The organism is Nocardia camponoti (assembly GCF_014646135.1).
Taxonomy (GTDB): domain Bacteria; phylum Actinomycetota; class Actinomycetes; order Mycobacteriales; family Mycobacteriaceae; genus Nocardia; species Nocardia camponoti.
In genome coordinates this window covers 1,148,210-1,171,656 of record NZ_BMMW01000002.1, presented here as the reverse complement: position 1 = coordinate 1,171,656, position 23,447 = coordinate 1,148,210, and the positions used below count along the sequence as shown (strand labels likewise).

General features: G+C 62.7%; 25 protein-coding genes and 1 pseudogene. 13 read left to right on the top strand and 13 right to left on the bottom strand.

All coding sequences use genetic code 11. The annotated features are described in order from the left end of the window. Positions 1-44: 44 nt before the first annotated feature. From IEX78_RS13350 to IEX78_RS13335, 4 genes are all read left to right on the top strand, one after another. Positions 45-839, top strand: a complete 795-nt coding sequence (locus IEX78_RS13350) for an LLM class F420-dependent oxidoreductase (RefSeq protein ID WP_188829207.1) — start codon at positions 45-47, stop codon at positions 837-839. 42 nt (positions 840-881) lie between these two features. Next, positions 882-2,669, top strand: coding sequence for an ABC transporter substrate-binding protein/permease (locus IEX78_RS13345; protein WP_188829206.1), 1,788 nt, complete (start codon positions 882-884; stop codon positions 2,667-2,669). A 2-nt stretch (positions 2,670-2,671) separates the two neighbouring features. Beyond that, complete coding sequence (locus IEX78_RS13340; RefSeq protein WP_188829205.1) at positions 2,672-3,397, top strand: amino acid ABC transporter ATP-binding protein; 726 nt, start codon at positions 2,672-2,674, stop codon at positions 3,395-3,397. 64 nt (positions 3,398-3,461) lie between these two features. Then, positions 3,462-3,758 (top strand): hypothetical protein, encoded by a 297-nt coding sequence (locus tag IEX78_RS13335; RefSeq protein ID WP_188829204.1) that lies wholly within the window; start codon positions 3,462-3,464, stop codon positions 3,756-3,758. 833 nt (positions 3,759-4,591) lie between these two features. On the opposite strand, the gene IEX78_RS13330 is transcribed toward IEX78_RS13335, so the two are convergent. The 4 genes from IEX78_RS13330 to IEX78_RS13315 all read right to left on the bottom strand — a co-directional run bounded on the left by IEX78_RS13330 (position 4,592) and on the right by IEX78_RS13315 (position 10,678). After that, complete coding sequence (locus IEX78_RS13330) at positions 4,592-5,833, bottom strand: CHAT domain-containing protein (RefSeq protein ID WP_188829203.1); 1,242 nt, start codon at positions 5,831-5,833, stop codon at positions 4,592-4,594. Between the two features lie 535 nt (positions 5,834-6,368). Further along, positions 6,369-8,210 (bottom strand): tetratricopeptide repeat protein, encoded by a 1,842-nt coding sequence (locus IEX78_RS24265; protein WP_229683930.1) that lies wholly within the window; start codon positions 8,208-8,210, stop codon positions 6,369-6,371. Between the two features lie 168 nt (positions 8,211-8,378). Then, entirely contained in the window at positions 8,379-9,353 is a 975-nt protein-coding gene (locus tag IEX78_RS13320; protein ID WP_229683929.1) for a hypothetical protein, read from the bottom strand. After that, positions 9,353-10,678, bottom strand: coding sequence for a hypothetical protein (locus IEX78_RS13315; protein WP_188829202.1), 1,326 nt, complete (start codon positions 10,676-10,678; stop codon positions 9,353-9,355). The genes IEX78_RS13320 and IEX78_RS13315 overlap by 1 nt, the downstream gene beginning before the upstream one ends. A gap of 132 nt (positions 10,679-10,810) precedes the next feature. Between IEX78_RS13315 and IEX78_RS13310 the strand changes: the two genes are divergently transcribed. From IEX78_RS13310 to IEX78_RS13300, 3 genes are all read left to right on the top strand, one after another. Beyond that, complete coding sequence (locus IEX78_RS13310; RefSeq protein WP_188829201.1) at positions 10,811-11,308, top strand: lipoprotein LpqH; 498 nt, start codon at positions 10,811-10,813, stop codon at positions 11,306-11,308. Continuing rightward, positions 11,308-12,108, top strand: coding sequence for a hypothetical protein (locus IEX78_RS13305; RefSeq protein ID WP_188829200.1), 801 nt, complete (start codon positions 11,308-11,310; stop codon positions 12,106-12,108). Before IEX78_RS13310 ends, IEX78_RS13305 begins: the two co-directional genes overlap by 1 nt. Positions 12,109-12,230: 122 nt before the next feature. After that, positions 12,231-14,297, top strand: coding sequence for a PhoX family protein (locus IEX78_RS13300; RefSeq protein WP_188829199.1), 2,067 nt, complete (start codon positions 12,231-12,233; stop codon positions 14,295-14,297). Positions 14,298-14,364: 67 nt separating this feature from the next. Here the strand turns inward: IEX78_RS13300 and IEX78_RS13295 are convergent, their stop codons facing one another. After that, positions 14,365-14,694: a hypothetical protein gene (locus tag IEX78_RS13295; RefSeq protein WP_188829198.1), complete on the bottom strand. Its 330-nt coding sequence runs from the start codon at positions 14,692-14,694 to the stop codon at positions 14,365-14,367. A gap of 12 nt (positions 14,695-14,706) precedes the next feature. After that, positions 14,707-15,336, bottom strand: coding sequence for a DUF4352 domain-containing protein (locus IEX78_RS13290; protein WP_229683928.1), 630 nt, complete (start codon positions 15,334-15,336; stop codon positions 14,707-14,709). Between the two features lie 192 nt (positions 15,337-15,528). Between IEX78_RS13290 and IEX78_RS13285 the strand changes: the two genes are divergently transcribed. From IEX78_RS13285 to IEX78_RS24635, 4 genes and pseudogenes are all read left to right on the top strand, one after another. Next, a complete protein-coding gene (locus IEX78_RS13285; RefSeq protein WP_188829197.1) occupies positions 15,529-17,400 on the top strand; it encodes a hypothetical protein in 1,872 nt (623 codons plus the stop codon). Between the two features lie 658 nt (positions 17,401-18,058). Then, a pseudogene (locus tag IEX78_RS24645) lies at positions 18,059-18,268 on the top strand (ABC-three component system middle component 6); the annotation flags it as partial. Positions 18,269-18,349: 81 nt separating this feature from the next. Then, positions 18,350-18,586, top strand: a complete 237-nt coding sequence (locus IEX78_RS24640) for a BrnT family toxin (protein WP_188829571.1) — start codon at positions 18,350-18,352, stop codon at positions 18,584-18,586. A 5-nt stretch (positions 18,587-18,591) separates the two neighbouring features. Next, positions 18,592-18,930 carry a hypothetical protein gene (locus tag IEX78_RS24635; RefSeq protein WP_373291581.1) on the top strand — a complete coding sequence of 113 codons (339 nt, stop codon included), beginning with the start codon at positions 18,592-18,594 and terminating at the stop codon, positions 18,928-18,930. Between the two features lie 203 nt (positions 18,931-19,133). On the opposite strand, the gene IEX78_RS13270 is transcribed toward IEX78_RS24635, so the two are convergent. The 5 genes from IEX78_RS13270 to IEX78_RS13250 all read right to left on the bottom strand — a co-directional run bounded on the left by IEX78_RS13270 (position 19,134) and on the right by IEX78_RS13250 (position 20,813). Then, entirely contained in the window at positions 19,134-19,433 is a 300-nt protein-coding gene (locus tag IEX78_RS13270) for a hypothetical protein (protein WP_188829196.1), read from the bottom strand. 50 nt (positions 19,434-19,483) lie between these two features. Further along, positions 19,484-19,882 (bottom strand): DUF4279 domain-containing protein, encoded by a 399-nt coding sequence (locus IEX78_RS13265; RefSeq protein ID WP_188829195.1) that lies wholly within the window; start codon positions 19,880-19,882, stop codon positions 19,484-19,486. Positions 19,883-19,945: 63 nt separating this feature from the next. Then, a complete protein-coding gene (locus tag IEX78_RS24745) occupies positions 19,946-20,347 on the bottom strand; it encodes a DUF4279 domain-containing protein (RefSeq protein ID WP_188829194.1) in 402 nt (133 codons plus the stop codon). Between the two features lie 13 nt (positions 20,348-20,360). Further along, positions 20,361-20,582 (bottom strand): hypothetical protein, encoded by a 222-nt coding sequence (locus tag IEX78_RS13255; RefSeq protein WP_188829193.1) that lies wholly within the window; start codon positions 20,580-20,582, stop codon positions 20,361-20,363. Continuing rightward, the gene (locus IEX78_RS13250; protein ID WP_188829192.1) at positions 20,583-20,813 is read right to left on the bottom strand and encodes a DUF7683 domain-containing protein; all 231 of its coding nucleotides are present in this window, start codon (positions 20,811-20,813) and stop codon (positions 20,583-20,585) included. 188 nt (positions 20,814-21,001) lie between these two features. Here IEX78_RS13250 and IEX78_RS13245 point away from each other — a divergent pair, with 188 nt between their 5' ends. Further along, positions 21,002-21,250: a hypothetical protein gene (locus tag IEX78_RS13245; RefSeq protein WP_188829191.1), complete on the top strand. Its 249-nt coding sequence runs from the start codon at positions 21,002-21,004 to the stop codon at positions 21,248-21,250. Between the two features lie 6 nt (positions 21,251-21,256). After that, on the top strand, positions 21,257-21,571 hold the full coding sequence (locus IEX78_RS13240) for a hypothetical protein (protein WP_188829190.1): 315 nt from the start codon (positions 21,257-21,259) through the stop codon (positions 21,569-21,571). Positions 21,572-21,801: 230 nt separating this feature from the next. Here IEX78_RS13240 and IEX78_RS13235 read toward each other — a convergent pair whose 3' ends face one another. Both IEX78_RS13235 and IEX78_RS13230 read right to left on the bottom strand, forming a co-directional pair. Then, positions 21,802-22,134: a hypothetical protein gene (locus tag IEX78_RS13235; RefSeq protein ID WP_188829189.1), complete on the bottom strand. Its 333-nt coding sequence runs from the start codon at positions 22,132-22,134 to the stop codon at positions 21,802-21,804. Beyond that, the gene (locus tag IEX78_RS13230) at positions 22,131-23,447 is read right to left on the bottom strand and encodes a hypothetical protein (protein WP_188829188.1); all 1,317 of its coding nucleotides are present in this window, start codon (positions 23,445-23,447) and stop codon (positions 22,131-22,133) included. The genes IEX78_RS13235 and IEX78_RS13230 overlap by 4 nt, the downstream gene beginning before the upstream one ends.

Genomic DNA, 23,447 nt, shown 5'->3' with positions numbered 1-23,447 from the left:
TATAGCGGCGGCACTGCGGGCCGGTTGGCGCTAGGTTCGGAGCTATGAACCTTCCCGTTCGGATCGGAGTCCAGCTTCAACCCCAGCACGCACCCCAATACCAGATGATTCGCGACGCCGTTCTGCGCACTGAAGACGCTGGTGTCGACATCATTTTCAACTGGGATCACTTCTTCCCACTAACCGGCAACCCCGACGGCGCGCATTTCGAATGCTGGACAATGCTGGCCGCATGGGCGGAGCAAACTGAGCGGGTCGAATTCGGCGCGCTCGTGACTGGCGGCGGCTACCGCAACCCCGATTTGCTCGCCGACATGGCACGCACGGTCGACAACATTAGCGGCGGACGCCTCATCCTCGGTATTGGCGCTGGCTGGTTCAAACGCGACTACGACGCGTACGGCTATGAATTCGGCACCGCCGGTTCGCGTTTGAAGCTACTCGCCGAGAATATGGTGCGCATTACTGAACGGTTGAAAGTGCTCAATCCGCCGCCGGTTCGCCACATTCCGATTCTCATCGGTGGTGGTGGCGAAAAGAAAACGCTGCGGCTTGTCGCCGAATATGCCGATATTTGGCATTCCTTCTCGGACGTGGAAACGCTGCGTCGCAAGAATGCGATTCTCGCGGAGCACGCCGCCGCCGTCGGCACCGACGCTGCTCGGATCCAGCGGTCGGTGCAGTGGCAGGGTCGCGACGACGCCGAGAAATTGCGGGCAGAAGGCGTGAGCCTGTTCACCGTTGGCGTCAGCGGGCCCGACTACGACCTGTCCGAAGTGGTCAACGCGATCGAGTGGCGCGACGAGGTCAACCCAACTGTGCTCGAAGGTCTCGCATGAGTTAGCGCGACTTGTCGGACCCACCCGCTAGGGTTTTGTCTCATGGCAACCGGGCGTGCGAGAGCAAGGGTAGCGGCGTTACTGCTGGCTGTTGGCGTCGCGGTCACTGGCTGCGGCTCCAACGACGACACGCCGTCGCGCAACATGTGTTCGCCGCCCGGTCCCGCTGCCGCGTCGGCGGCGCCAACGAACTTGGCTGGTGCCGACTCGGCGGGTGTCGACCGGTACACAACGGCAACAACCGCGCCGATCGACACGATCGACACAAGCAAACTGGGGTTGCTCAGCCCTGGAAAGCTCACTGTCGGAACGCTTTCCGACGCGCCGCCCAGCATCTGCGTCAACGGCCAAGGTGTATTCACCGGGTTCGACAACGAACTGCTGCGCGCTATCGCCGACAAGCTCGGGTTGCGTATCGAGTTCTCCGGCACCGAGTTCGCCGGGTTGCTCGCGCAGGTGTCGGGCAAGCGGTTCGATGTTGGTTCGTCGAACATCACGACCACCGATGCTCGACGTCAGCTCGTTGGGTTCACCAACGGCTACGACTTCGGGTACTTCTCGCTCGTTGTGCCGCAGAAGAGTTCGATTAAGAGCTTCAACGATCTCACGAAGAGCAGTCGGATCGCGGTTGTGCAGGGCACGGTGCAGGACGAGTTCGTCGTCAACCAACTGCACCTCGACCCGGTGAAGTTCCCCGACTACAACACCGCGTACGCCAATCTCAAGTCTGGTCAGGTCGACGCATGGGTCGCCCCGTCGGCGCAGGCTGAGGGTGCGATTAAGCCGGGCGACGGAATGGTCGTCTCGCAGAACACGTTTAGTCTCGACAATTTCGTCGGGTACGCGGTCGCGAAAACTAATCAGCCGCTAATCGACGCGCTCAATTCCGGTCTCGACGCGGTTATCGCCGACGGCACTTATGCGCGCCTTTATACCGATTGGGTGCCGCGTGAATTGCCGCCAGGGTGGAAGCCCGGGTCGAAAGCCGTTCCGCCGCCGCAGCTTCCGGATTTCGCGAAGATAGCGGCTGAGAATAAATCGTCCGCGCCGGTGGCAGCAGCGCAGCCCAAGTCGACGTTGCAGCAGCTTGGCGATACTTTCTTCGACTGGTCGCTCTACCGCGAAGCCCTTCCTGAGCTGATTAAAACCGGTCTCCCGAACACGCTCATCCTGGCATTGAGTTCCGGATTGCTCGGCACGCTGCTTGGCATGTTGCTCGCGGTGATGGGTATTTCGCGGCACTGGTGGTGGCGATGGCCTGCGCGAATTTATACCGATATCTTCCGTGGGTTGCCTGCGGTCGTGATTATTTTGCTTGTTGGTCTTGGGCTTGGTCCGGTCACGCGGAATATCACCGGTGGTAATCCGTATTGGCTTGGCGCGCTCGCGCTTGGGCTGCTCGCGGCGGCCTACATTGGCGAGATTTTCCGGTCGGGAATCCAGTCGGTTGAGCCGGGTCAGCTCGAAGCTTCGCGGGCACTTGGCTTTAGCTATCGGCAGTCGATGATCCTGGTCGTCATCCCACAGGGTGTGCGCCGGGTGCTGCCCGCGTTGATGAATCAGTTCATCTCGCTCATCAAGGACTCGTCCCTCATTTACTTCCTCGGCCTGCTTGCTTCGCAGCGGGAATTGTTCGCCGTCGGGCGCGACCTCAACGCGCAAACCGGCAACCTGTCTCCGCTGGTAGCGGCCGGTTTGATGTACCTGGTGCTCACGATTCCGCTTACCCACTTGGTGAACTACATCGACAAACGCATGCGCACGGGAAAGCCCGCTGCCGCGCGGCCGATTGATCCGCTCGAACAATCCATCCTCACCGAAGGGGCGTGACCATGAGCGCGGCACTCACCGGCACCGACCTCAACCTCACGCTCGGCGGCAACCACATTTTGCGTGGCGTGGATATTGGGGTCGACGCGGGAAAAACAACGACGGTGATCGGGCCGTCGGGGTCGGGTAAATCCACGCTATTGCGGGTGCTGAATCGGCTGTATGAGCCCGATTCCGGCGACATTCTGCTCGACGGGAAATCGGTGCTCACCGAAAATCCCGACAAGCTACGTCAACGCATTGGCATGGTGTTTCAGCAGTTCAACCTGTTTCCGCACAAGACCGTTGCCGAGAACATCATGCTTGGGCCGCGCAAATTGCATGGGCTTTCGAGTGAGCAGGCGCGGGCGTTGGCGGTTGAGCAGCTGGAGATTGTTGGACTCGGCGACAAGGCCGATGCGCGGCCCGGTGCGCTGTCGGGTGGTCAGCAGCAGCGGGTCGCGATCGCGCGAGCGCTTGCGATGAAGCCGGAGCTGATGTTCTTCGACGAGGCCACGTCCGCGCTCGACCCCGAGCTGGTCAAAGGCATTTTGGCGTTGATGGCCGACCTTGCGTCGGGCGGGATGTCGATGATTGTGGTCACGCATGAGATGGGATTCGCGCGCAGCGTCTCCGACAACGTGGTTTTCATGGACCAGGGACAAGTTGTCGAAACAGGAACGCCTGACGCACTTTTCGATGATGCGCAGACTCCGCGCCTGCGTCGCTTCCTTGACCAGGTGTTATAGGCACGGGGCTGCCGCGTAGGGTTCGGGGTGCTTGAGCTTCATCCCGATTCGAACGGAGGTAGCTATGACAACGGCACACGCTGAACACGCCGAACACACCCATACGCACGGCCCGAGTTGTGGGCATGTCGCGGTTCCGCACGGCGACCATGTTGATTACGTCCACGACGGTCACCTGCACCGCGAACACGGCGACCACTTCGACGAATGTGAGATCACCGCGCACGTGGAGCACGCCGCCCACAACCACCAGCACGGTCCGGGCTGCGGGCATGTCGCGGTGCCGCACAATGACCACGTTGATTACATCCACGATGGTCACCGCCATGCGGCGCACGGGGATCATTTCGACGAGCACTGAGGATTTACGCCTGTTCTTACTAAGGCGACGCGCAACGACACGCCCGAGAGCGGATTCCGCAGCTCGGGCGTTCGGCGTTTCATTGGCATTTTCGTGCGGGTTCGCGGGTTGAGGGCTGGAATTCGGGGGTTTGGGCGTGAACGTGCACGAAAATGCCATCCGTGACGGTCACGCCACGCGGCGCACGGGGATCATGTCGACGAGCACTGACGATTTGCGCCTGTTCTAGGCGACGCGCGACGACACGCCCGAGAGCGGATTCCGCAGCTCGGGCGTTCGGCGTTTCATTGGCATTTTCGTGCGGGTTCGCGGGGTGAGGGCTGGAACTCGGGGGTTTGGGCGCGAACGTGCACGAAAATGCCATCCGTTTTGGGGCGACACGCCGTGTTTCGCAGGTACGGCCTGTTCGAGGGCGCTGGGACGGTCGGGAGGTCGTCGGTGTGGGCCGGCAGCGGGAACGGCTCGGCGGACGGGCTGTTCGAGGTGGGCGCTGCGGCGGTCGGGAGGTCGCCGGTGTGGGCCGGCAGCGGGGACGGCTCGGCGGGACGGCCTGTTCGAGGTGGGCGCTGGGACGGCGGGAGATCTGTTCGCGCAGGGAGGCCGCTACGGCGCGCGCAGGCGGGCACTTTCGCCACAAGTGGCACGATCGCGGCCGTGGCTGTTCGCGCAGGGAGGCCGCTACGGCGCGCGCAGGGGTGCATCGGTGGAAGTGCAGGGTGCGTGGCTGCTGGGCCGACCCGCCGAGCGTGCTTCGATCGCGTAGCTGCAGGATTGGCAGCTTCGGTGAGGTGCCGCCATTGGGGCGTGCGGTGTCGCTTGGTGGCTTAGTGAAGTCAGTCGGTGACTGTCGCGAATGCCGCCCACAACAGTGGTGCGTTGGCCGGGGACGGGTTCGTTCGCCACTCAGCCAAGCGGGTACGCTGCCAATCGTTCAGTGCGGCAACCGGATTCGCTGCTCCGTGCGCGGTGTCGACCGCGACGATCGCCTCTTGCAGTGGATACGCGGTGGTCGTTGTGAAGGTGTGCATCGCGTGGTCGGTAGGGAGCGGCCAGCGGGTGGCCGTCACCAGTTCCGCGCCTGCGGCGAGCGCGGCTGTCGTGAGGCCGAGCGCTTCGGTGAAGCGCAGGTCACCGCCGCTTTCGCAGGCAACCAGGGCAACGCGGCTGGGCATCGGCCACAGGTCTCTGCCGGGGACGGGATCGGCTGTGAGTCGGAAGGTGCCGAGCAACAAGTCTTTTGCCGAAAGCGGGCGATGACCTCGCGTTGGCGCGGCGAAACCGGTGGTCTCGGCGGTGCAGGCGAGGTGAAGTTGCGCGTGCTCGCTTTCGCCCGATTCCGGGGCCGGGGTGGTGACGTGTCCGACGTAGACCAGTCGACTCGCGCCTGATCGCAGGGCGGTTGAGAGCCAGTCGCGGGTGAGGTCGGTGCGGCGGAAGAGTTGGGTTGGGTCTTCGGCCGTTGGGAGTTGATTGGGGCGCGTGAACCACTGCGCCACAACGCTATTCGGGTCGGGACGGCCAAGTACCGAGCCGAGTTCTGAGTCAGCGCGATATCCGGGAACGCGGGGGTCGAGCACCGCGACGACGGGGAGGTCGGCGGTGTCGGCCCACCGCCGAGCAATGCGTTCCGGTGCGCGCACGACGGAAAGTGGTGCGAGCAGGCTGAGGTCGGCAATGTCGAGCAGTCGCACGTCGGGGTCGGGCGCGAGTAGTTCCCACGGGACCTGTGCGAGCCGGGGCGACGGTTGAATACGCAGGTGGGGCCGGACGCCGCGCTGCGAGAGTTCGTAGAGCTGGACGGCGAGGGCGTAGGGGAGCAGGACGCGTGAAAGCTGTTGGGCGAGCACCAGTTCCGCCGCTGAGTCGGCGAGCGCTCCGACGGTAAGCACGCGCTCAAGGTCCCCGCTCACGCCAGGATTCGGCAACGCCGATGCGAGCTGTCGCAGCACCCCGGTCACGTCATCGCGAGGCAACACGGCAACCCCACGCGCATGCTCTTCATCGACCCAGCGCCAGGAAACATAGACGTCCCCCGCATCGGCCATGCGGACGAGGACAGTTGGCTTGGCACTCATCTAACGCCTTGTCGGTTGGAAATGATTGCTGCGGTAGTAAATACGCCGCCGCCGATGTCGAGAAGAGAGTGTGGCGGGCAGAGCTGAGGGCCGCTGGTCGTGGTGACGCCTGCGGTCGGTGGGGACTGGATGCTCGCCACCCGCCCGCTTGTGCTGATGCCGCGACCGGCGGGCCGCTGCCTGCTCGCCACCCGCCTGCTCGCGGTGATGCCCGAGAGCGAGTGGCTGGATGCAGCCTGGTGATGCCCGAGGTCGTGGGGCGCTGGTGCTCGCGACCTGCCCGCTTGTGGTGATGACCGCGACCGGCGGGCCGCTGCCTGTTCGCCACCCGCCTGCTCGCGGTGATGCCCGAGAGCGAGTGGCTGGATGCAGCCTGGTGATGCTCGACGTCGTCGGGCGCTGGGTGCACCTGCCCATTTGTGGTGATGCCTGCGATCGGTGGGGCCGCTGCCTGGCCGCGACCCGCCCGCTCGCGGTGACACCTGCGGTCGGTGGGGCTGCAAGCTGCTCGCTGGCCGCCCGCTGGTTCTCGCGTTCAGCAAGGGAGGACGCGGGTGTCGCGCACTTGGCGGCTATAGCGCTGCTCGGTGTGCGAAATGTAGTCGGCCAACAAGATTCGGCCAGCGTCGGAAATGTGAGCCGGTGGGGACACCGGGATGCCTGCTGCCACGGCGACGTCGGCCAACGCGTTGCCCAGCTGCCACGTTGTACCGGGTTCGGTCGACGTGGTTGGCGGGTCGATCAGTTGGTACGGGAGTTGTCGCGGAACCAGCCCCGACTCGCGCGTAAGGTCGAGTCCTGTTCCCGCGCACTGTGTTTCGACGAGGTCGGCGACGAGCTGCCCGTCCCCGATCGCTACCGCAGTTTGGAACGCGAGTTGCATTGCGGGCCCGGCGATTTCGCGATGCCAGTGCACCCGCTGATTCCCATTGGGCAGCGTGTGCCGCACCGCATCGAGCGCAAGCGCCGCAGGAACGGCAAGCGCCGCGATTCGAGCGAGATCACGGGAGTCGCGACCGTGATCCGCACGCTTCACCGATCGGCCCTCGACGCGAGCCCCGTGCTCGGGCGTCCGATGCTCACCGGTCACTCGATTGCCGACCCCGGCCGCTTCCCGCTCACCCACTCGCTCCGCGCCACCGTCCTGCAGACTGCCGTACCCGCCACGTGCGCTGGCGTTCGGGTTGACCACACCAGCGAGCGGGCCGCCACTAGCCGTGACTTGAGGGGCTGGCATCTGGGTTCGGGCCCCGGCGGCAGCGTTGGCTTGAGTTGCGGCCTGCGGGTTGGCAGCCGCGTCGCCGACCGCACCACCACCATTTCCGAGAGCAGCACCCCCGTCGAATTCACTCGCCGCGTAGAGCAATTCCGCGTGCCAATAGTCCAACTGCGCGCAATGCAGGCCCAAACCGTGCGCCTCATACGTCGCGAACGACTCCGCCAACAGCGCCTCGGCCCCGGCAACATTACCCGTCGCGAAGCGCACAGTCGCCAGGCGTAATCGCACGTCGGCGGCCTCGATCAGCGCGCCCGCCTCGGTGAAACCGGCCAATGCATCCGTGTACTGCGCGCCCGCACCGACCAAATCACCCCGACGTTCCGCCAGAAAACCAATCGTCTTCGCGCCAATTCCCGCGCGGTGGGCGAGACCGGTCGAGGTGAAGAACTCCTGGCTCGCGAGCAGTGGCGGTTCCGCGTCGTCCAACCGATTCGCGCGGACGAACATGATCGCGAGGTTCTGCTGCGCTTCGGCCAGCGCGGTTGGGTCGCCAAGCTGTGCGAAAGCAGCCACTGCCTGGTTGGCAAAGTCCAGCGCCAACTCAACGCGACCGGTTTCGAAAGAACTCGCCGCGAGGTTCATCAGCGGGTGCCCGATGAGCTGCGGAGCGAATTGCTCTGTCGCAGACAATGATTCGGCAGCAACGGCCGAAGCCTCTGCCCACTCCTGCCGATGCAACGCCACCGCCGTCAACGACAGCAAACAGCTCACCAACATCAGCCCGTGATTGGGCAACGTCGAATCCGCGACAAGCAACTCACGCGCTTCCCGCAACGCACCCTCCGCGCCAGCCAAGTCGCCAAGGTGTTGTAGCGCCTGCGAAAGGTTGACCAGCGCCGCGGGCCGCTGATGCGCGCCATCTTCGGGTAGCTCGGCGAGCGCGGTCCGATACAACTCGACCGCACGCACGTGCTCACCCAACTCGTCGGCCATGCTCGCCGCATTAATCAGCGAAGCACACCGAACCCGCCCGGTCTCCGACGCGCTGACCTGCTCAAACAAGGCAAGCGCCCCACGCACGTCCCCGCGCTGATAAGCCTCATACCCAGCAACCAGCGCGGAATTATCGCCAGCGGAGGTCTGCCCAGTAGCCGCCATGATGCCCTCCACCTCGCAGTGTTGTTGGAAGTGTAAGCGCGGGCGCGCCGCCACTCATCGTGAGTCAATAACGCCGCAGCCACACAGCGACACGAAGTCGCATCCGCGCGCCCGGCGGCGTCGCCTCGGCCCCGCCAGCTGCCCGACGGCTCCAACGAGCCCGCTCTCCTAGTAGTCATCCTCCGCATCCCGCGCCGCAACCTCAGCCACTAACAAATCTGCCGACGAAGACGCCAACCGCTCCCGCGCATACGCCCGCAACAGTTCCCGTGTCGCCACCTCGTCCGGCGTCACCACTGACGGGCCGACGCCCGGCACGTAAACCGTCACCTCCGGCGCAGACGAAGTCGAATCGAAAACAACCGCGCCCAACCACTGGTCACCAAACCGCGACAGCGCGACCGTCCGCGAAGCGTCGCCCAACTCAACCCGCACGTGCGGGTGCAGGTATTCCGGCACGTCAAGGGCACAATCGGGGGCGCAAACTGCGCGCACCGTCACCGTCGAAACCCCGTCCAACCGGCTCAGCTCCCACGAAACCGCCTGCTCGCTCGCGTCCAGAATCCCCGGCGGGCACCTTCGCCAATCCCAGCCCGTGACCCCGCGCGCCAACACCAGCCCATCGGCACCTGTACCGCCAGCGGCAAGCGCGTAATCGCTTCGCACAGAAGTTAATTCGGGAACTGTGACCACCGCGTCACTCCCAGCGACCGCCACCTCGGCCTCCTCAACGAGCCCAGCGATCTCATCAGCCAACAGCGATCCCGACAACGCCCCAATCCCGTCGAGCAACGACGCGGGCCACCACCGAGAAGCCCAGTGCGCGTAGGCAAGTCGACGCAACGTGTCGACTAATCCCGGCACAACGGGCTCAACTTCCAGCTCACCAGCCTCGGAATCGAAAACCCGGATCGCCACCGACTCCCCGTAAACCGCCCACAACCAGTCCTGCGCCGCCTCAACGTCATCCAAGACGGCGGACGGAAAGCGCTGTCCCCCAAGCAAACTCCAGCTCAAATACCCGCCGAACACTTCAAGCACCAGCGTGTCCAACGCGGGAAACCCGTCGCCAACCACCGGCGACCCGTCGACAACAAGCGCGACCAGTCCCGACGTCTCGTGGCGCAACCGAACCTCGCTCATCAGCTCGCCTTCGCCTCGATGGACCGACCGTCAACGGTGAGAGCGCGGCGGATGCGGTCGCGGTGGTCGAGCATCACCGACCGCGCGACACCGTCGAGCAAATCCCACACCTCGCCCGGCTCGTAAAGGGCGTATTCGCGCACGTCACGCCCATGCAACCGCACCCAAAGTCGGCGCAAATACGGCCGCCACGGCGCCCGTAATTCCGCCGCGACGACCGCGAGTGGGCCCGCGCCGCCATGCACGCTGTACCGCCGAGCAACCAACACGTAAGCCTCCCGCCGCCATCGCCCATTGACCTGCTCGTGTGCGCGCGAAGGTCCATCATCGCCCACGCCGACCCGCTCGCGCGGTTGCGACAGCCCGTCGATCGGCGCGAGGCCAAGCGCGAGTTCGCACCCGAGCGCCCCCGCGAGCCGAAGCGACTCGTCGAGCAGCCCCCACGGCGCGCAACTGCGGGTGATTTCGGTCGTGACCAGCTCGGCGAGGTCGGGCAGTTCGGTGCGGTCGACGCTCGCCTGCAAGACGGTGAACACCCGTTCGAAGATGGTGCGGTCGAGTGGCAACGCGAGCGTCGCAGTCGACGCCGACGCGCCAATCCCCGGTTGACCTGGGGTTTCGAACGCGCTCAGCCCGAGTTCGTCGGCACCTTCGGTCGCGTCGGCGTTCCACAGCGCGATCCCGCGATGGGTTCCCGCCCGATTCTGCATGGCTTCAACAAGCAGCGGGCCAGCGTCGGCGGGGTCGCCGGAGTTGAACAGCGTGCACGCGTCGAGGAGTTCGAGGAGCGGACGGGCTTGGTCGCGCGGGTCATAGCTGGCGAGCGGGCGACGTGACCAGGCCAGATCGAGCAGCTCGCGCAGTCGCGAATCATGCTCAGCGACAAAGTGTTTCAACGCGGATGTCGTGAGCCCACCGGTGCTTTCGTGAATTTCGCGCAACGTCGCCTCGGCAACCGACCGCGCGGCGAGCCCTGGCTCCCCATGCACGACAGCCAGCTCGAAACACCGCTGGAAGTACAGATCCTGGGCGTTGCCCTCGGTGATCCGCAACGCGCGACGCGTCTGCTTCAGCACCGTGAACCACGCCGCGCACGCACGCAACGTGTCGGCGCGAGTCAACAACAGCGACTCAACAAGCGTGACGCCGTCGGCAGTGAGAATGCTTGGCGCACAAAGCCGATGCTGCATCGGCCGCAGCACAAGCGGGTCCAAAATCAACTTCACCGTGCGACGCAACGGGCCACCGTTGGGGCCGCTGAGCGCGCCGACTCCGTCGAGCTCGCGCCACACCTCATCGAGCACCTGGGCGCGGGGTCTTCGCATTTGTCCAGGTTAAGCGATGTTTCCCCGATTGCGCCTAGCAAAAGTTGGGATCGGTAGTGCGCGACGGCTTCCTACCTTTATCTCAACGGGCCGCCAGAAAGCCCGAGACACTCAAGAGAAACGGGAAACACCATGAACATCAAGCTGATCGCCGCCTTCGCCGCTACCGCGACCGCCCTGCTCGTCACCGGATGCAGCGACACCGGCGCGACCACCGTCACCCCGGGCACGCCCGGCAACAGCGCGGGCAAGTCGACCGCAACCATCGACGGCAAGGAGATCGCGGCGAAATTCGACACTACCTGTGCCAAGCAGGGCGACACCATCGCGCTGGCGCTGACCGACCAGGCGAACGCGACCTACGGCACCCTTTCGGTGAGCGCGTCGATCGTCGGCGACACCGTCCAGGCCGTCGCCATCGGCGGCAGCCAGGGTGGCGGTAACGGCCTGCCTTACGCGGTGGGTTACGGCAACGGCCAGCCCGGCGGTTCGGCCACCCTCACCAAGAAGGGCACCACCTTCCAGGTGACCGGCGAAGGCGTGAGCGCCGACATGACCAACCCGCTCGCTGGCGTCAAGACCTCGAAGTTCGACATCACCTTCGCGTGCACCTCCGTGGTCGGTGCGTGATGACGAAAGCGATTCGCACCACAACACTCGTCCTCTCGGTAGCCGCGATCGGCTACTACCTCTTCTACGCGCTCACCTACACCCCCGACCCGTACACCGGCAGCATGCTCGGCTGGGTCGGACCGCACATGGCACTGCCGATCATCGCGTTGACGATCGCGCCAATGGTGTTCGCCTTCACCGGAAATGGGATTTGGGAGGCGTTCACCGGAAACAACAGCAGCGCGTTTCGGGACGGAGCGGTCGGCATCGGCACCATCGTCTCGTTCCGGCAGACCGGGTTGTCGGTGAACGATCAGCCGCAGGTCCGCATCGACCTGCGGGTTGAGGGCGAAGATGGCAAGAGTTTCGACTCGCACGCGAAACTCATTGTGCCGCTTACGGAATTGGCGCTGTTGCAGCCGGGTGTCGTTGTTCCGGTCCGGTACATTCCGGGCCGCACCGACAAGGTCGAACTCGACCGCTCCGGCGACAGCCGCGCCGCGCAACGGGCGATGAACGAGTCGATGATCCGCAAGGGCATCACCACCCGCGACAAGCTCGACATCGCCGAGCGTGGGATCGCCGCCCAGGCGGTTGTCCGCTCGCTCGACGTGCCCGGTCGCATTCGCGGCAGCTACACCGAGGTGGTGCTCGGCCTGGTCGTCACCCGACCAGACGGGACGACGTTCGAGACCCGAGTCGACAAGTATCTGCCGCCAGCCAACATCGCTCAAGTGCAGGTGGGGCGCATCGTTTCGGCCCACTACCTGCCCGAAAACGAACGCGAGGTGGTGCTCGCACTGCCAATGAACGCATGAAGGAGCGGTCAATTCCCGCACAGGGATTGGCCGCTCCTTCGCCATGCGTTTACCAATCCGTCGGTTTTGTCACGTTTGGCTTTCATACGGTGCCCACAACCACGATCTACCCAGGAGTCACCGTGAGCCTGAAACCGCTCGCCCTGTTCGTCAAACATGACGGACAGTCGGCGCGTTCCGCAATGACCTGTGAATATAAGTGTGACAACGCGTGCTTCCACGAGCCGCCGAACACGTCGTCGGGCGAGTACTTCGGTGACATCGTCGCCAACCTCAACCGTCGCGGGCTGATCAAGGGTGGCGCCGCCGCTGTGCTCGCGGTTGGTGCGGCTAGCGCGCTCGCCGCGTGTGGTGACGCCAACTCTTCGGAAGGTTCGTCGACTCCCGCGCCGACGCCCGCGGGCACCCCCGGCACCGGCACGAACTTCACCGCTGTCGCGCCCAACAAGGAAGACGCGATCGTCGTGCCGGAAGGCTACGACCAGGGCGTCGTAATCCGTTGGGGCGACCCGATTTTCGCCGACGCACCCGCGTTCGACTTCGAGAACCAAACCGCGGCCGCGCAGGCGAAGCAGTTCGGTTACAACAATGACTTCTCGGCGCTGCTGCCGATCGAGGGTCAGCCCAATAGTTTCCTGCTCGCGGCGAACCACGAATACACAACGGGCCCAATGATGTTCCGTGGGTTTGACAAGGCGAAGATCACCGACGAGCAGATCGCCATCACCAAGGCCGCGCACGGCATGGCCGTTGTCGAGGTCAAGGGCGAGGCGGGCACCGGCAAGCTCACGCCGGCTTTCGGCAAGTACAACCGTCGCATCACCGCTGACACCGAGTTCCTGCTCACCGGCCCGGCGGCTGGTAGCCAGTACACGGTCACGGCGGCCGACCCGACCGGCACCAAGGTGCTCGGCACTTTCGCCAACTGCGCCGGTGGCGTAACCCCTTGGGGCACAATCCTTTCCGGCGAAGAGAACTTCAACGGTTACTTCGCCAACGGTGACCAGGCGTCGGACCCGAAGGGGCGCGTGAAGCGCTACGGCTTCACCAAGGGCGGCACCCCGAACCAGTGGGAGCGCACCGACAAGCGTTTCGACATGAGCAAGGAGCCCAACGAGGCCAACCGGTTCGGTTACGTTGTCGAGGTCAACCCGTGGGACGCGAACTCCACGCCGGTGAAGCACTCGGCGATGGGCCGCCTCAAGCATGAGGGCGCCACCATTTACGTGACGCCGAAGGGCGACGTCGTGTCCTACACGGGCGACGACGAAAAGTTCGACTACATGTACAAGTTCGTGTCGAAGCGCAAGATCCAGTCGGGCACCGGCGCTGCCGCGATGCGTCACAACATCACCATCCTTGACGCGGGCACGCTGTACGTCGCGAAGCTCACCGGCGACCACGCCGACAAGATCGATGGCAGCGGAAAAGTGCCGTCCGACAAGGGCTTTACCGGCAAGGGCCAGTGGATTCCGCTGCTTGAGACCGGCGAAGACGGCAAGGGCAAGTCGCTTGTTGACGGGATGACCGCCGCCGAGGTCGCGGTGTTCACGCGTCTCGCCGCCGACAAGGTTGGCGCGACCAAGATGGACCGCCCCGAAGATTTCGAAGCCAACCCGTTCACCGGCAAGGTGTACTTGGCGCTGACCAATAACGACAACCGCGCCAAGGACGACAAGCCCGGCGTCGACGAGGCCAACCCGCGCAAGCTGAACAAAAACGGCCAGGTGCTTGAGATCACCGACAACCACACCGGCACCGACTTCACCTGGTCGTTGCTGCTCGTGTGTGGTGACCCGGCCGCCGCCGACACGTACTTCGCCGGCTTCGACAAGACCAAGGTCAGCCCGATTTCGTGCCCGGACAACCTGGCGTTCGACTCGTACGGCAACCTGTGGATCTCCACCGACGGCAACGCGCTGAAGACCAACGACGGCCTGTTCTCGGTGGTGCTTGACGGCCCGAACCGAGGCGAGACCAAGCAGTTCTTGACGGTCCCGAAGGGTGCCGAAACCTGCGGCCCGATCATCACCGAATCGCGCGTGCTTGTCTCGGTACAGCACCCGGGCGAGGCCGACGACGCGACCCCCGACAACGTGTCATCGCACTGGCCGGACGGCGGAACGGCCCAGCCGCGCCCGTCGGTCGCGGTTGTGTGGCGCAAGGACGGCGGCCGAATCGGCGTGTAGCCGACCGGTTTTCGCTGGTTGAAGCCGCTACTCGACTGGGCGAGTAGCGGCTTCGCCGTTTTTGCGCCTAGCAGGGCCCCGGGATGAGGTGACGCTGCTGGTCTGCGATCCACCACGACAGCGCGCCCATCGCGCCGCCGAAAATCGCCCCCGGGATCGCGCCAACGATGAAGATCGGGAGGCCAGCCGAGCCACCGAACGCCGCACCAATCCCCGCACGGAGCTCAAGCGTGTCGCCGGGCATCATGCACATGGCGATGGGCTGACCGACCGCGTCGACAGTGACAACGAGCGCTTGCGAGCTCGGCGCGCTGGTTGGCTGTTCGGCACTTGCGGTGCCAGCACCGGCGACTACGAGCAAACTGCCAAGTACTGCGGTAACAAGGGTCTTGATCATCTTCCTCATCCTTTACAGGGCCACTTTGGCGCCGGTTGAGAAGGCCGAGTCGTGTAACTCGACCGCTGTGGGGTTGCTGCCGGCGGGAACGTCGAAGACCACGATCACTTCGACCGAATTGCCGGGGTTGATCTTGGCCGTCATCGCGGTCGAGTCATTGACGTTGACGCCAGCCATCGTGTCGTTCTCGAACGTGCGGCCCTGATCGTCGATCAGCTTCTGGTTCGCCGACCAGTACGACTGAGCCTTGTCACTCGTGTTGGTGACGCGAAGATGAACCTGGACGTACTCGCCCTGCGCCGTCTTCTGCAAGAACTGGTTGGTACCAATGGTTTTCACGCCGGGGTCGACACCGGTTACGGTGAATTCGAACTTCCCGTCGCGAACCGCACTGCCAGCGGGAGCGATTACCGGCCCCTTAGGTGCGGTAGCACGCGCCTCGGTAGTGCGAGTGCTTGAGCTCGGCGACGTGGGCGCGTTCTTCGCGTCGGACCCGCCCGACAATGCCGAAACGCAGCCACCGAATCCGCACAGTACGAAGATGCCGACAATCACCAGAATGAGGACCTTGGCGTTGTTCTTCTTGCGCGGCGGCGGCGACTGGGCGGGGAAGGGCTGGGGCGGATAACCAGGTGCGTTCACGTGTTGTCTCTCTCTCGGTCGTGTGCGGCTGGCGGCCGCTTGACCCGTTCGGGTGTGCCAATACGATCGCGCCGCACACCGACCATCGGATAGCTGGCTTACTGATAAGCCGGGTTATCAGCGAATCAGTCAGCGAAGAGTCGGCGCTCGTGCGTACGGTTAACTTCAGCTTCGAAGACAGAGAGGACACCCGTGGCCGATCCAACGCTGACCATGCAGGACATCGCCGACCTGGCAAAGGTGCGGCGGCCCGTGGTCACGATGTGGCGGGGGAGGACCCGGGTGAAGGGTCGGGATATTCCGTTCCCGCAGCCGGTTTCTGGGGTTGGAGAACAACTTCGGTTCCGGCGTGCCGAGGTGGTCGCCTACCTTGAAGCAACAGGGCGTGGAAACAATGTGGAGCACCGGCTAGACGCGGATGGCATCGCGGTACCCGACGGCATCGGCCTTGAGGACCTGGTCACGCTCCTGTGCTTGCGTCTAATCACGGGCGAGGTCGATGACGATTGCGTCGAAGCGGCGCAAGAGACGGATCCGTCCGACGAACTGCTAGCGCGTGAAGTGGCAGCCCGGCCACCTACGCCGACAACCATCGCATTCATTGACGCACTCATCGGGGCCAGTTACGGCGGTGCAGACGCGCTGGCGCGACTTGACTCGTCGCGTGTAGCAAGGGAACTCGGAAACCGACCTTTAAATAGGGAAGCGGTCGCGCTATTGGCTGCTGCCATCCGCGCCGCTTCGGGTGCACTTGACCCCGAAGGCCCGACACTCATCACCACCGGCGAAACACCTGAGCTCGTGCTAGCACTTGGCGCATCTGGAATCGACACATGCGTGGAAGGCGATACTCCCGCTGCCCGCGCGCTACGGCGAAGGTTGTCTATTCAGGGGCAAGAACCGACAGCCGTTTTCGGCCCGCAAGTGCGGCTGCTTTCGGTAATTGGCGCACCGGTCACCGAAGCGTTAGAGCGTATCGATGATGTGCTGGTTGAGTTGGAGTTGGGCGAAATCGCGGTTGTCGTCGGGTCGGCTGCAATCCTCTGCGACGCGATCCCGCGGAGCGGTGCGCGTGCGCACAATCCAGAAGGAAAACGCGCTGCTACCTTGCGAATTGGTGGACTTGCCGCCGCGCTTCGGCTGCCGCGTGGATTGTGGAGCGAAGCGTATCGACAGGCTCTCGGCGTGTGGATCTTTTGTGGCGGCAGGCAGATTGAGCGGCCGATCGTTGCGGACTTGGGTACCGAGCTTCTCGCCGACATCGACCACGACGCGCTCGCTGCCGACATCGCCGCGTCGATTGACGGTATGACGGCTGCGCGCGCCTATCGGTACGGGCGAATCTGCGCACTGAAGGAGATTCTGGCTGGCAGCGCTGTTGTTCCGCGCGGTGTGGCGGCGGTTCGTGTCCGAGCACCTGAGTCCAGTGGCGAGCTCGACCGCGTGTACGCGGCAACGTTGCGCACAAGCATTCCGCTGGCCGGTTTCGATGTGTCCGCGGGGCCCGGTCAGGGCAACCACCCTGTTCGCACACGGTCCCTTGCGCAGCTGACGGCACAGAAGGCCATGCGGGTGTTCAACGGACGGAAGATCAGCGTTGCTGATGCGGTACCCAGCGGCACAGTTCGGCTACTCAGCGCCGACGGGTCTACGAACCACCTCGCATTGGATCCCCTTGACGCGCAACGGCTTTACCCACGCGCGACGCGCACCGAGCCAGGCGACGTTGTCTTCAGTGTGAATCCGCCCCGCGCGGTGGTCGATGAACGCGGCGGCAACCTCGTTGTCTCCCCGTCCCGCCTACTTCGTCTTCGCGATGCGGCAGGAATCGGTCCATACGCGGTGGCAGCGGTGATCAACAAGTTGTCTGCACATCAGGTCGAGTGGGAGTCGTGGAACCTTCCGGCACTTGATGCGGAACAGTCCGTCCGGCTTGAGGAAGCACTGCGCGCGGTGACTGTTTATGAGCAGGAGCTAGACGATCGAATGAATGCCGTTGCTGCGCTTCGCCAATCGCTGATTGAGGGCATTTCGACCGGTTCAGTCGGTTTGTTGACTGATTAGCCGTGCTTTATGGGCGGATGACCAACATACGCTGGGACGATAGCTTACGAACACTGTTGCGCACGAACGGATTCGAGGTGTAGCCTCGCCCACAAGAACGGCTCCCGGCAGCGCTACCAACGCTACCGAGAGCCTGGGTACGAAACAGATCACAGCTGTTTGCACCGTAGGAGAAACCCTACCGCTCACACCTTGGCGCGTTCAACGCTGCCGAGGCCCCGTTCGCCATGTCGGAGGCCCGACCTCCCGCGAGCGTGGTGTGCATGATTCTGTCTCTCACCTGGGCTCAGGACTGTTCTGGTCGTTATCACGGTGAGCCCGACCAGGGGAGAATCAACCCCGCTAAACAGCCGCCGGCGAGTACCCAGTCGCATGCCTCGCCCATGCGCACCTTCACGGCCGGTTGTGCACGACTTTCGTGGAGGTCCAACTTCACTGCCACGCGTCGTTTGTGAGACGCGCGGCCAGGGGTGTTGGCCGAGTCGCGTCTCGGGGGAAAAGTGCGGGGAATCGGGCGGGATGGGTTACGACACCGGCACCCTTGGGTGCTCATTGTGGTTGGGGTGGGCCGCCGTCAGGCGCCAATTACTTTGTTGCACTTAGCTGTTGCACTTAGCTGTTGCGCTTCGCTGCTCGTTGTCGACGGAGAGGTTTGCTTGTGCCTACGCCGGATCGCAAAATCGCGCCAGAACGCACTCTGCTCGTCGTGACTGCGCAAACCGCATTTCAGCTCGATCGACCACTTGCTGTTGCCCAGGCTTGGACGCGGCTGTGCGAATGGCGAGAGGCTCACGGCCATCGCGCGCCAATCTCGTTCGGCTGGTTCGCGCTCAGCCTCAAGGTCCTCTGGGTGCTGGGCGTGCTCGATTACGCGGATGGCCTACTGTGTCCGACGTTGCGTCAAGACAGCCTTGACAGTGGCGGTACACGTAAAGGTAAACTTGACAGCGTGCGGATTACTCAATCGGCTCGCAAACACGGCGTCGCCGATGTGGACATCCTGCACGCATGGGATAACGCATTACGCCTGGTCGAATACGAATACAGCGGCGAGGAGCGCGTGCTCGTCATCGGTCCGGATGTTGCGGGGCGGCTGCTTGAGCTCGTTGCCGTACCGGTAGACGGGCCAAGTCGAATCATCCATGCGGACAGGCTTCGGCCCAAGTTTCACGACTATCTGAGGTGACACATATGACGACGATTAGGAAAGCGAAGGCGAACGCTCGACGGACTACACGCAAGCCCATCGGTGCGATGTCACAGGTCCAGACGATTAAGCCGCGAACGAATACCGCGCCCGCTGACAACCACGACGAGAGCGGCCTCGATAACCTAAATCCGCAGCTCACTCCCGGCCGTGATGCCAAGCACTTCCGCCGGATCATTGCCGCGCGCAAGCAGGTTGCGGCAGCGGAGGACGCGCTGCGCGCAGCCGTTCAGGCCGCGCGCGATGCGGGGGACTCGTGGACGGTGATCGGGATGGCGCTTGGGACAACGCGACAGGCGGCGTTCCAGCGTTTTGGGAAGTGACGATGCGACGGGCAACTACTTAGCGAAAATTTCGATGTCATCCAGTGCGTCCTCGGCGCGCCCCGCTGCGTCCGGGTCGTCGGCGAGAGCGCGTAGCGGGCCATCTAGGTCACCTAGGCAGGTTCGTCCGTTCCGCCGATCGCCTGTTGTCGCGTGGCTTAGTCGGTATTGGGGGCTTGGCGGTGTCCCGATACGGACGGGACTCATTCTCCCTCTGCTGGAACAATCAGATCACCTGCCTCAACATTGTTCGATACGTCCTCTGAGAACACCGAGGAAAATTGGTCGGGCGCGGGTTGATGAAATTCAACGCTCTTAATAGTGCCATAGAATTTACGCCCATCGGGCTTCTTCAGCACGACAGACTGTCCGACTGAAAAATTACCCTCCACTCGACCTAGGACGAACGGTTCTGGTCTGAAACTGACCGCGAAAATATCTATTACCTGAAACTTAGCCATCACTTCCCCCGTCGCCTCGAATGTTGCGGCAATATTACTCAAGCTTATATCTGTAATGCGAGCGCAGTCTGGTGTATTGCGCGAGGCCTGCCCTACCCTCGATTGGCCATCTCGTCGAAGAATAGATCCACCGCGCTCGGTTCACGGTGGACGGTGAAGTTCACGGGAAGTCCGAAGGCGTGCAACTGCTTGAGGGATTCGAGGTCGAGGTCGAGATAGCGGCGGTTTTCGATCCAGCCAGTGACCAGGATCTCGACACGGTAATTGCGCTTGCGAAGTTCGTTGATCGCAGCATCATGGCCGGTCAGCTGTTGTGATAGGCGGGCGATTTGGTCTGCGATATGGGTTCCATCGGGCTCTGGACCGTCGATCAGTGCCCAGATTCCAGCACCGCTGCGGAATTCTCGGGTGGGTTCAGGTGCGTAAGCGACTGTTGGTGCTAGCTGCAGACCGGCGGTAATTTCGCCCGGGTCCAACTCTGCGCCGGTCACTAACAGTCCAATCCGTGTTTGGCCCCAACTTTGAGAATTCATAAGGCTCCTAAGGTGATGGTGCTAGTTCGGGGCATGGCAAGCCAGGGTGATTGGGATCTCCAGCTCGGCTAACTTCTGTATCTCATCCTCGTTCAGGACAAGCGTTTCGCCGTTGCTGATCGTAGACGCGATCGAGAGCCTTGTTTCGACGCCCGATCGAGCGATTCGCTGGATAGCCTCACGTCGCGCATAGAGTGCGTCAATGGTCGCCGGTATCGGATTGACTTTACGATTTGGCACCCCGCTGAATTCTTTGATCCAAAAACCGTCTCCCGAAAACGCTGACTCACCCGGGTGGGTTATTCGAGTGGGCGTAAGATTCAGTACCTCCGATATTGCTTCGGGGACGAGTGCGGAATGCTCGAATCTCAGCGTGAGAGTTATGACCTCCCACGAAATCTCGGGATATGTAAACTCTGTCATTGCACCTCAATTCTCATAATATCTTGCCGACATTCGATTTGAGAAGTTCAAGCGCCTGCGCTACCACCCAGTCGCCATCGGGGTCCGGCAAAGCGAGCCGAATGATCGCGGATTCGATCTGTTCGGTTATGCCTGACTCCAGCATCGCTCTCGCCGCTACGCGAGTGATCGGGTCCGGTTCTCTGTACTTCATGCTGACCACCTGGCGCCCGTAGTTTCGGTCGGTCTTGAACACCTACTCCGCCGCGCCGCCAACTTGAAAAGTGCGCCGTTGGCGATGGGGTGAGATCTGGGCAAGTGTGCAAAGCGTAGTGAGCTGCTCCTCGGAAATATCAAATCCGAAAACCAGATTGTCGACAGACACATCTAAAATTGCGGCAATATTGCTCAAGCCTATATCTGTAATGTCGTAATCTTCTTGAAGAAGCTCACTTTCTGAATCGAACGCTTCTAGATATACTCTCACGGTTCCACCTCCCGAGTGCTGTCTGCAGGTTTAGTTTGCTTTCCTGTTCCGGTTGGCTGTCGATGTGAATCGTAACCCCTCCACGTGAGCTGCAAGGACTAAGGGCGCAGGCAACGTACAATGATGCGCACCAAGTTGCGAACCAGGCCGCGAATTGGGAAAAGGAAATAGAGAAGATGGGGAACTAGATGGCATCTCTGGTTAGTGGACGGCTCGTTAACGCGAATGTGGAATTTGCCGAATATGAAGTGGTGGTGCCCGGAGTCTTTCCTGGTGACACATCCAGAATTGTCCGCGTGCCCGAATCTGGTCCAGACGGATTTTCAATTAACGACCCAGACTTTGAGAACACGGGCAGAAGGGCCGCGATGGTAATTTGGTTGCGCCGCAGGCAAAATGGCGACGTGTGGCCGGATAGCTTCCTGTTTACCAGCTAGGTTCTGATGCTTACCATTAACTTTGATGACAACACCGAATGGTGGACATCGGGCGGCGTCTTCGATCGACTGTTTGAGGCGGCGGTCGCATCAGGCGCAATTCCTGGGCGCATGTCGCATTGGGGCGACGTGGTGAATGCCAACGGCGGGTACTTCGCTAAATCCGTCGACCCGCTCGACGCGCAAGTCTTCCGAGACGGGCTGCTCTCCACCGCGTACGCCGAGTTGCCAGGGTTGCCTCGCGAAGGCCTGGACTGGACATACAAGGTCTCGCTGACAAAGTTGATACGGGCTCTCGGCGGTGAAGTAGACACCGAGTAGCCGCGCTGCACTGATAAGCCCGCTTATCAGTGCAGCCACTCGATCCAGGTGGGTGGCGGGGCCTACTGTTCTGTCGGTGAGCCTAGCTGCGGATTCCCACGCGGTGCGGTCGAACTACGAGAGGAGTCCCGATGCCACCTAAGAAGCGGCAAGGGACACGGCCAGACGCGCTGCGCGCAGCCGTCCAGGCAGGGCGAGACGCGGCGGACTCGTGGATTGTGATCGGAAGACTAGTTAGTAAATATCTCGATGTCGTCCAGTGCATCCTCGGCGCGCCCGGCTGCCTCTGGATCTCCAGCCAGAGCGCGTAATGCGGGCAATACGGAGTCTTTGTCAATTGAACCGTGAATGCGAGCGACGTGGCCGATCGCAGTTGCCGCCGTCGCACGGACGCTCCCGACATTCGATTTGAGCAGTTCAAGCGCCTGCGCTACCACCCAGTCGCCGTCCGGGTCCGACAAAGCGAGCTGAATTATCGCACCTTGAATCTGCTCAGGTACCCCCGATTCAAGCATCGCAATCGCGTTATGACGATTGACTGGTAAGGGTTCCTCATATTTCACAGCGGCTTTCCTCTCCTGTTAACGACGCCAGCTTTTACAAGTGCGTTTTGCATCTCTTGTGTCAGTTGATCCCAACTCCGTTGGTGACCGTGGTAAGTTCCCTTTCCCGGATAAGTCTCGTCGAATACGTCGAACTCGCCTGTCTCGGGGTCGTAAGCCACCCTCCGTGCGGAGGTCGACTTGATTAGCACCGAATTATCTAAGGACTCTTGACCGTGTGTTGGCGCAGGCGCGGCATCGCCGCGCTGCTCTGTCCCATGCTTGGGAGATGCTTCGTAAGTTAGTTCTTCGGATGCGGTGTACACGGCCATTCCCGCAATAGCGGTCACCGCGGCTGCTACGCCAGCCCGAGCCAGATCAGGGATCGCCGTGAACCCACCACTCGCGGTGCCGACGACGACAACCGCGCCAACCACGGTCACGATACGGCTCACGGTGACAACGTTCTTGATGATCACCGCCGTGCTTTCCACGATCTCGATAGTCAGCGCAGCGCCGCCCGCGCCCGCCGCGACGGCACCCGTACCTGCGGTGAGCAGAGCTGCGACTCCGACTATCACCACCGTCATCGCGATCGCGGCCCCAATTTCGACGGCCGCAGCAGCGACCTGCTTACCGATGTCTTCGCGCATGGTGTTCAGGGCGTCGTGATGTTCGCTGAGCGGTGTAACGATGCCTCGGGCTGCCTCAGCCAAGAGCTTCGCCGCCTGTTCAAGACTGGCGAGGTGCTCGTCGATAGCGATGATGTTTGGGTCGGTGCTCCCATCGAATTTGGCCTTGATGCCGCTGATTCGCGTTGCTGCCCCGACTACGTTCGCGTTGTCAGCGAAGGTTCTCCACGCATCGCGGGCGGTGCTCAACTTGGCGATGTCCCCGTTGGGGATCCTGCCAACCCGTTCCAACAGGCCGACAACTGCTCCTTCGTCCAGCCCCGGGCCGTTGTCGCCACGAGAGGTGACAGGCAAGGCCATTCCTGAGTCATAAAGAGGCTCGGAGGCAGTGGGTTTAGCTGGTTCCGACCCGTTCGCGATAGCGCGGTTCGAGTGCCACCAGTTGTAACCGTTTGCCTTGAGAACGTCTCCATAGCGCAGCAACGCGTTCGCTAAGGTGGCGGCAAGAGTCACAATGTCGCGAGCGTGTGTGTCGTAGGTCGTGATCCACTGGTCGCAACTTTCGTGGTTGCCGGCCATAGCGGTGCACTCATGTTGCAGGGTTGCACTTAGCGGGCCAAGGGCAAGGCTGAGGTCGGTCGCCAATAACTGGCATTTATTTCCGGCGTCGTAATACATGCCGGTATCAATGGTCCAGCCCAT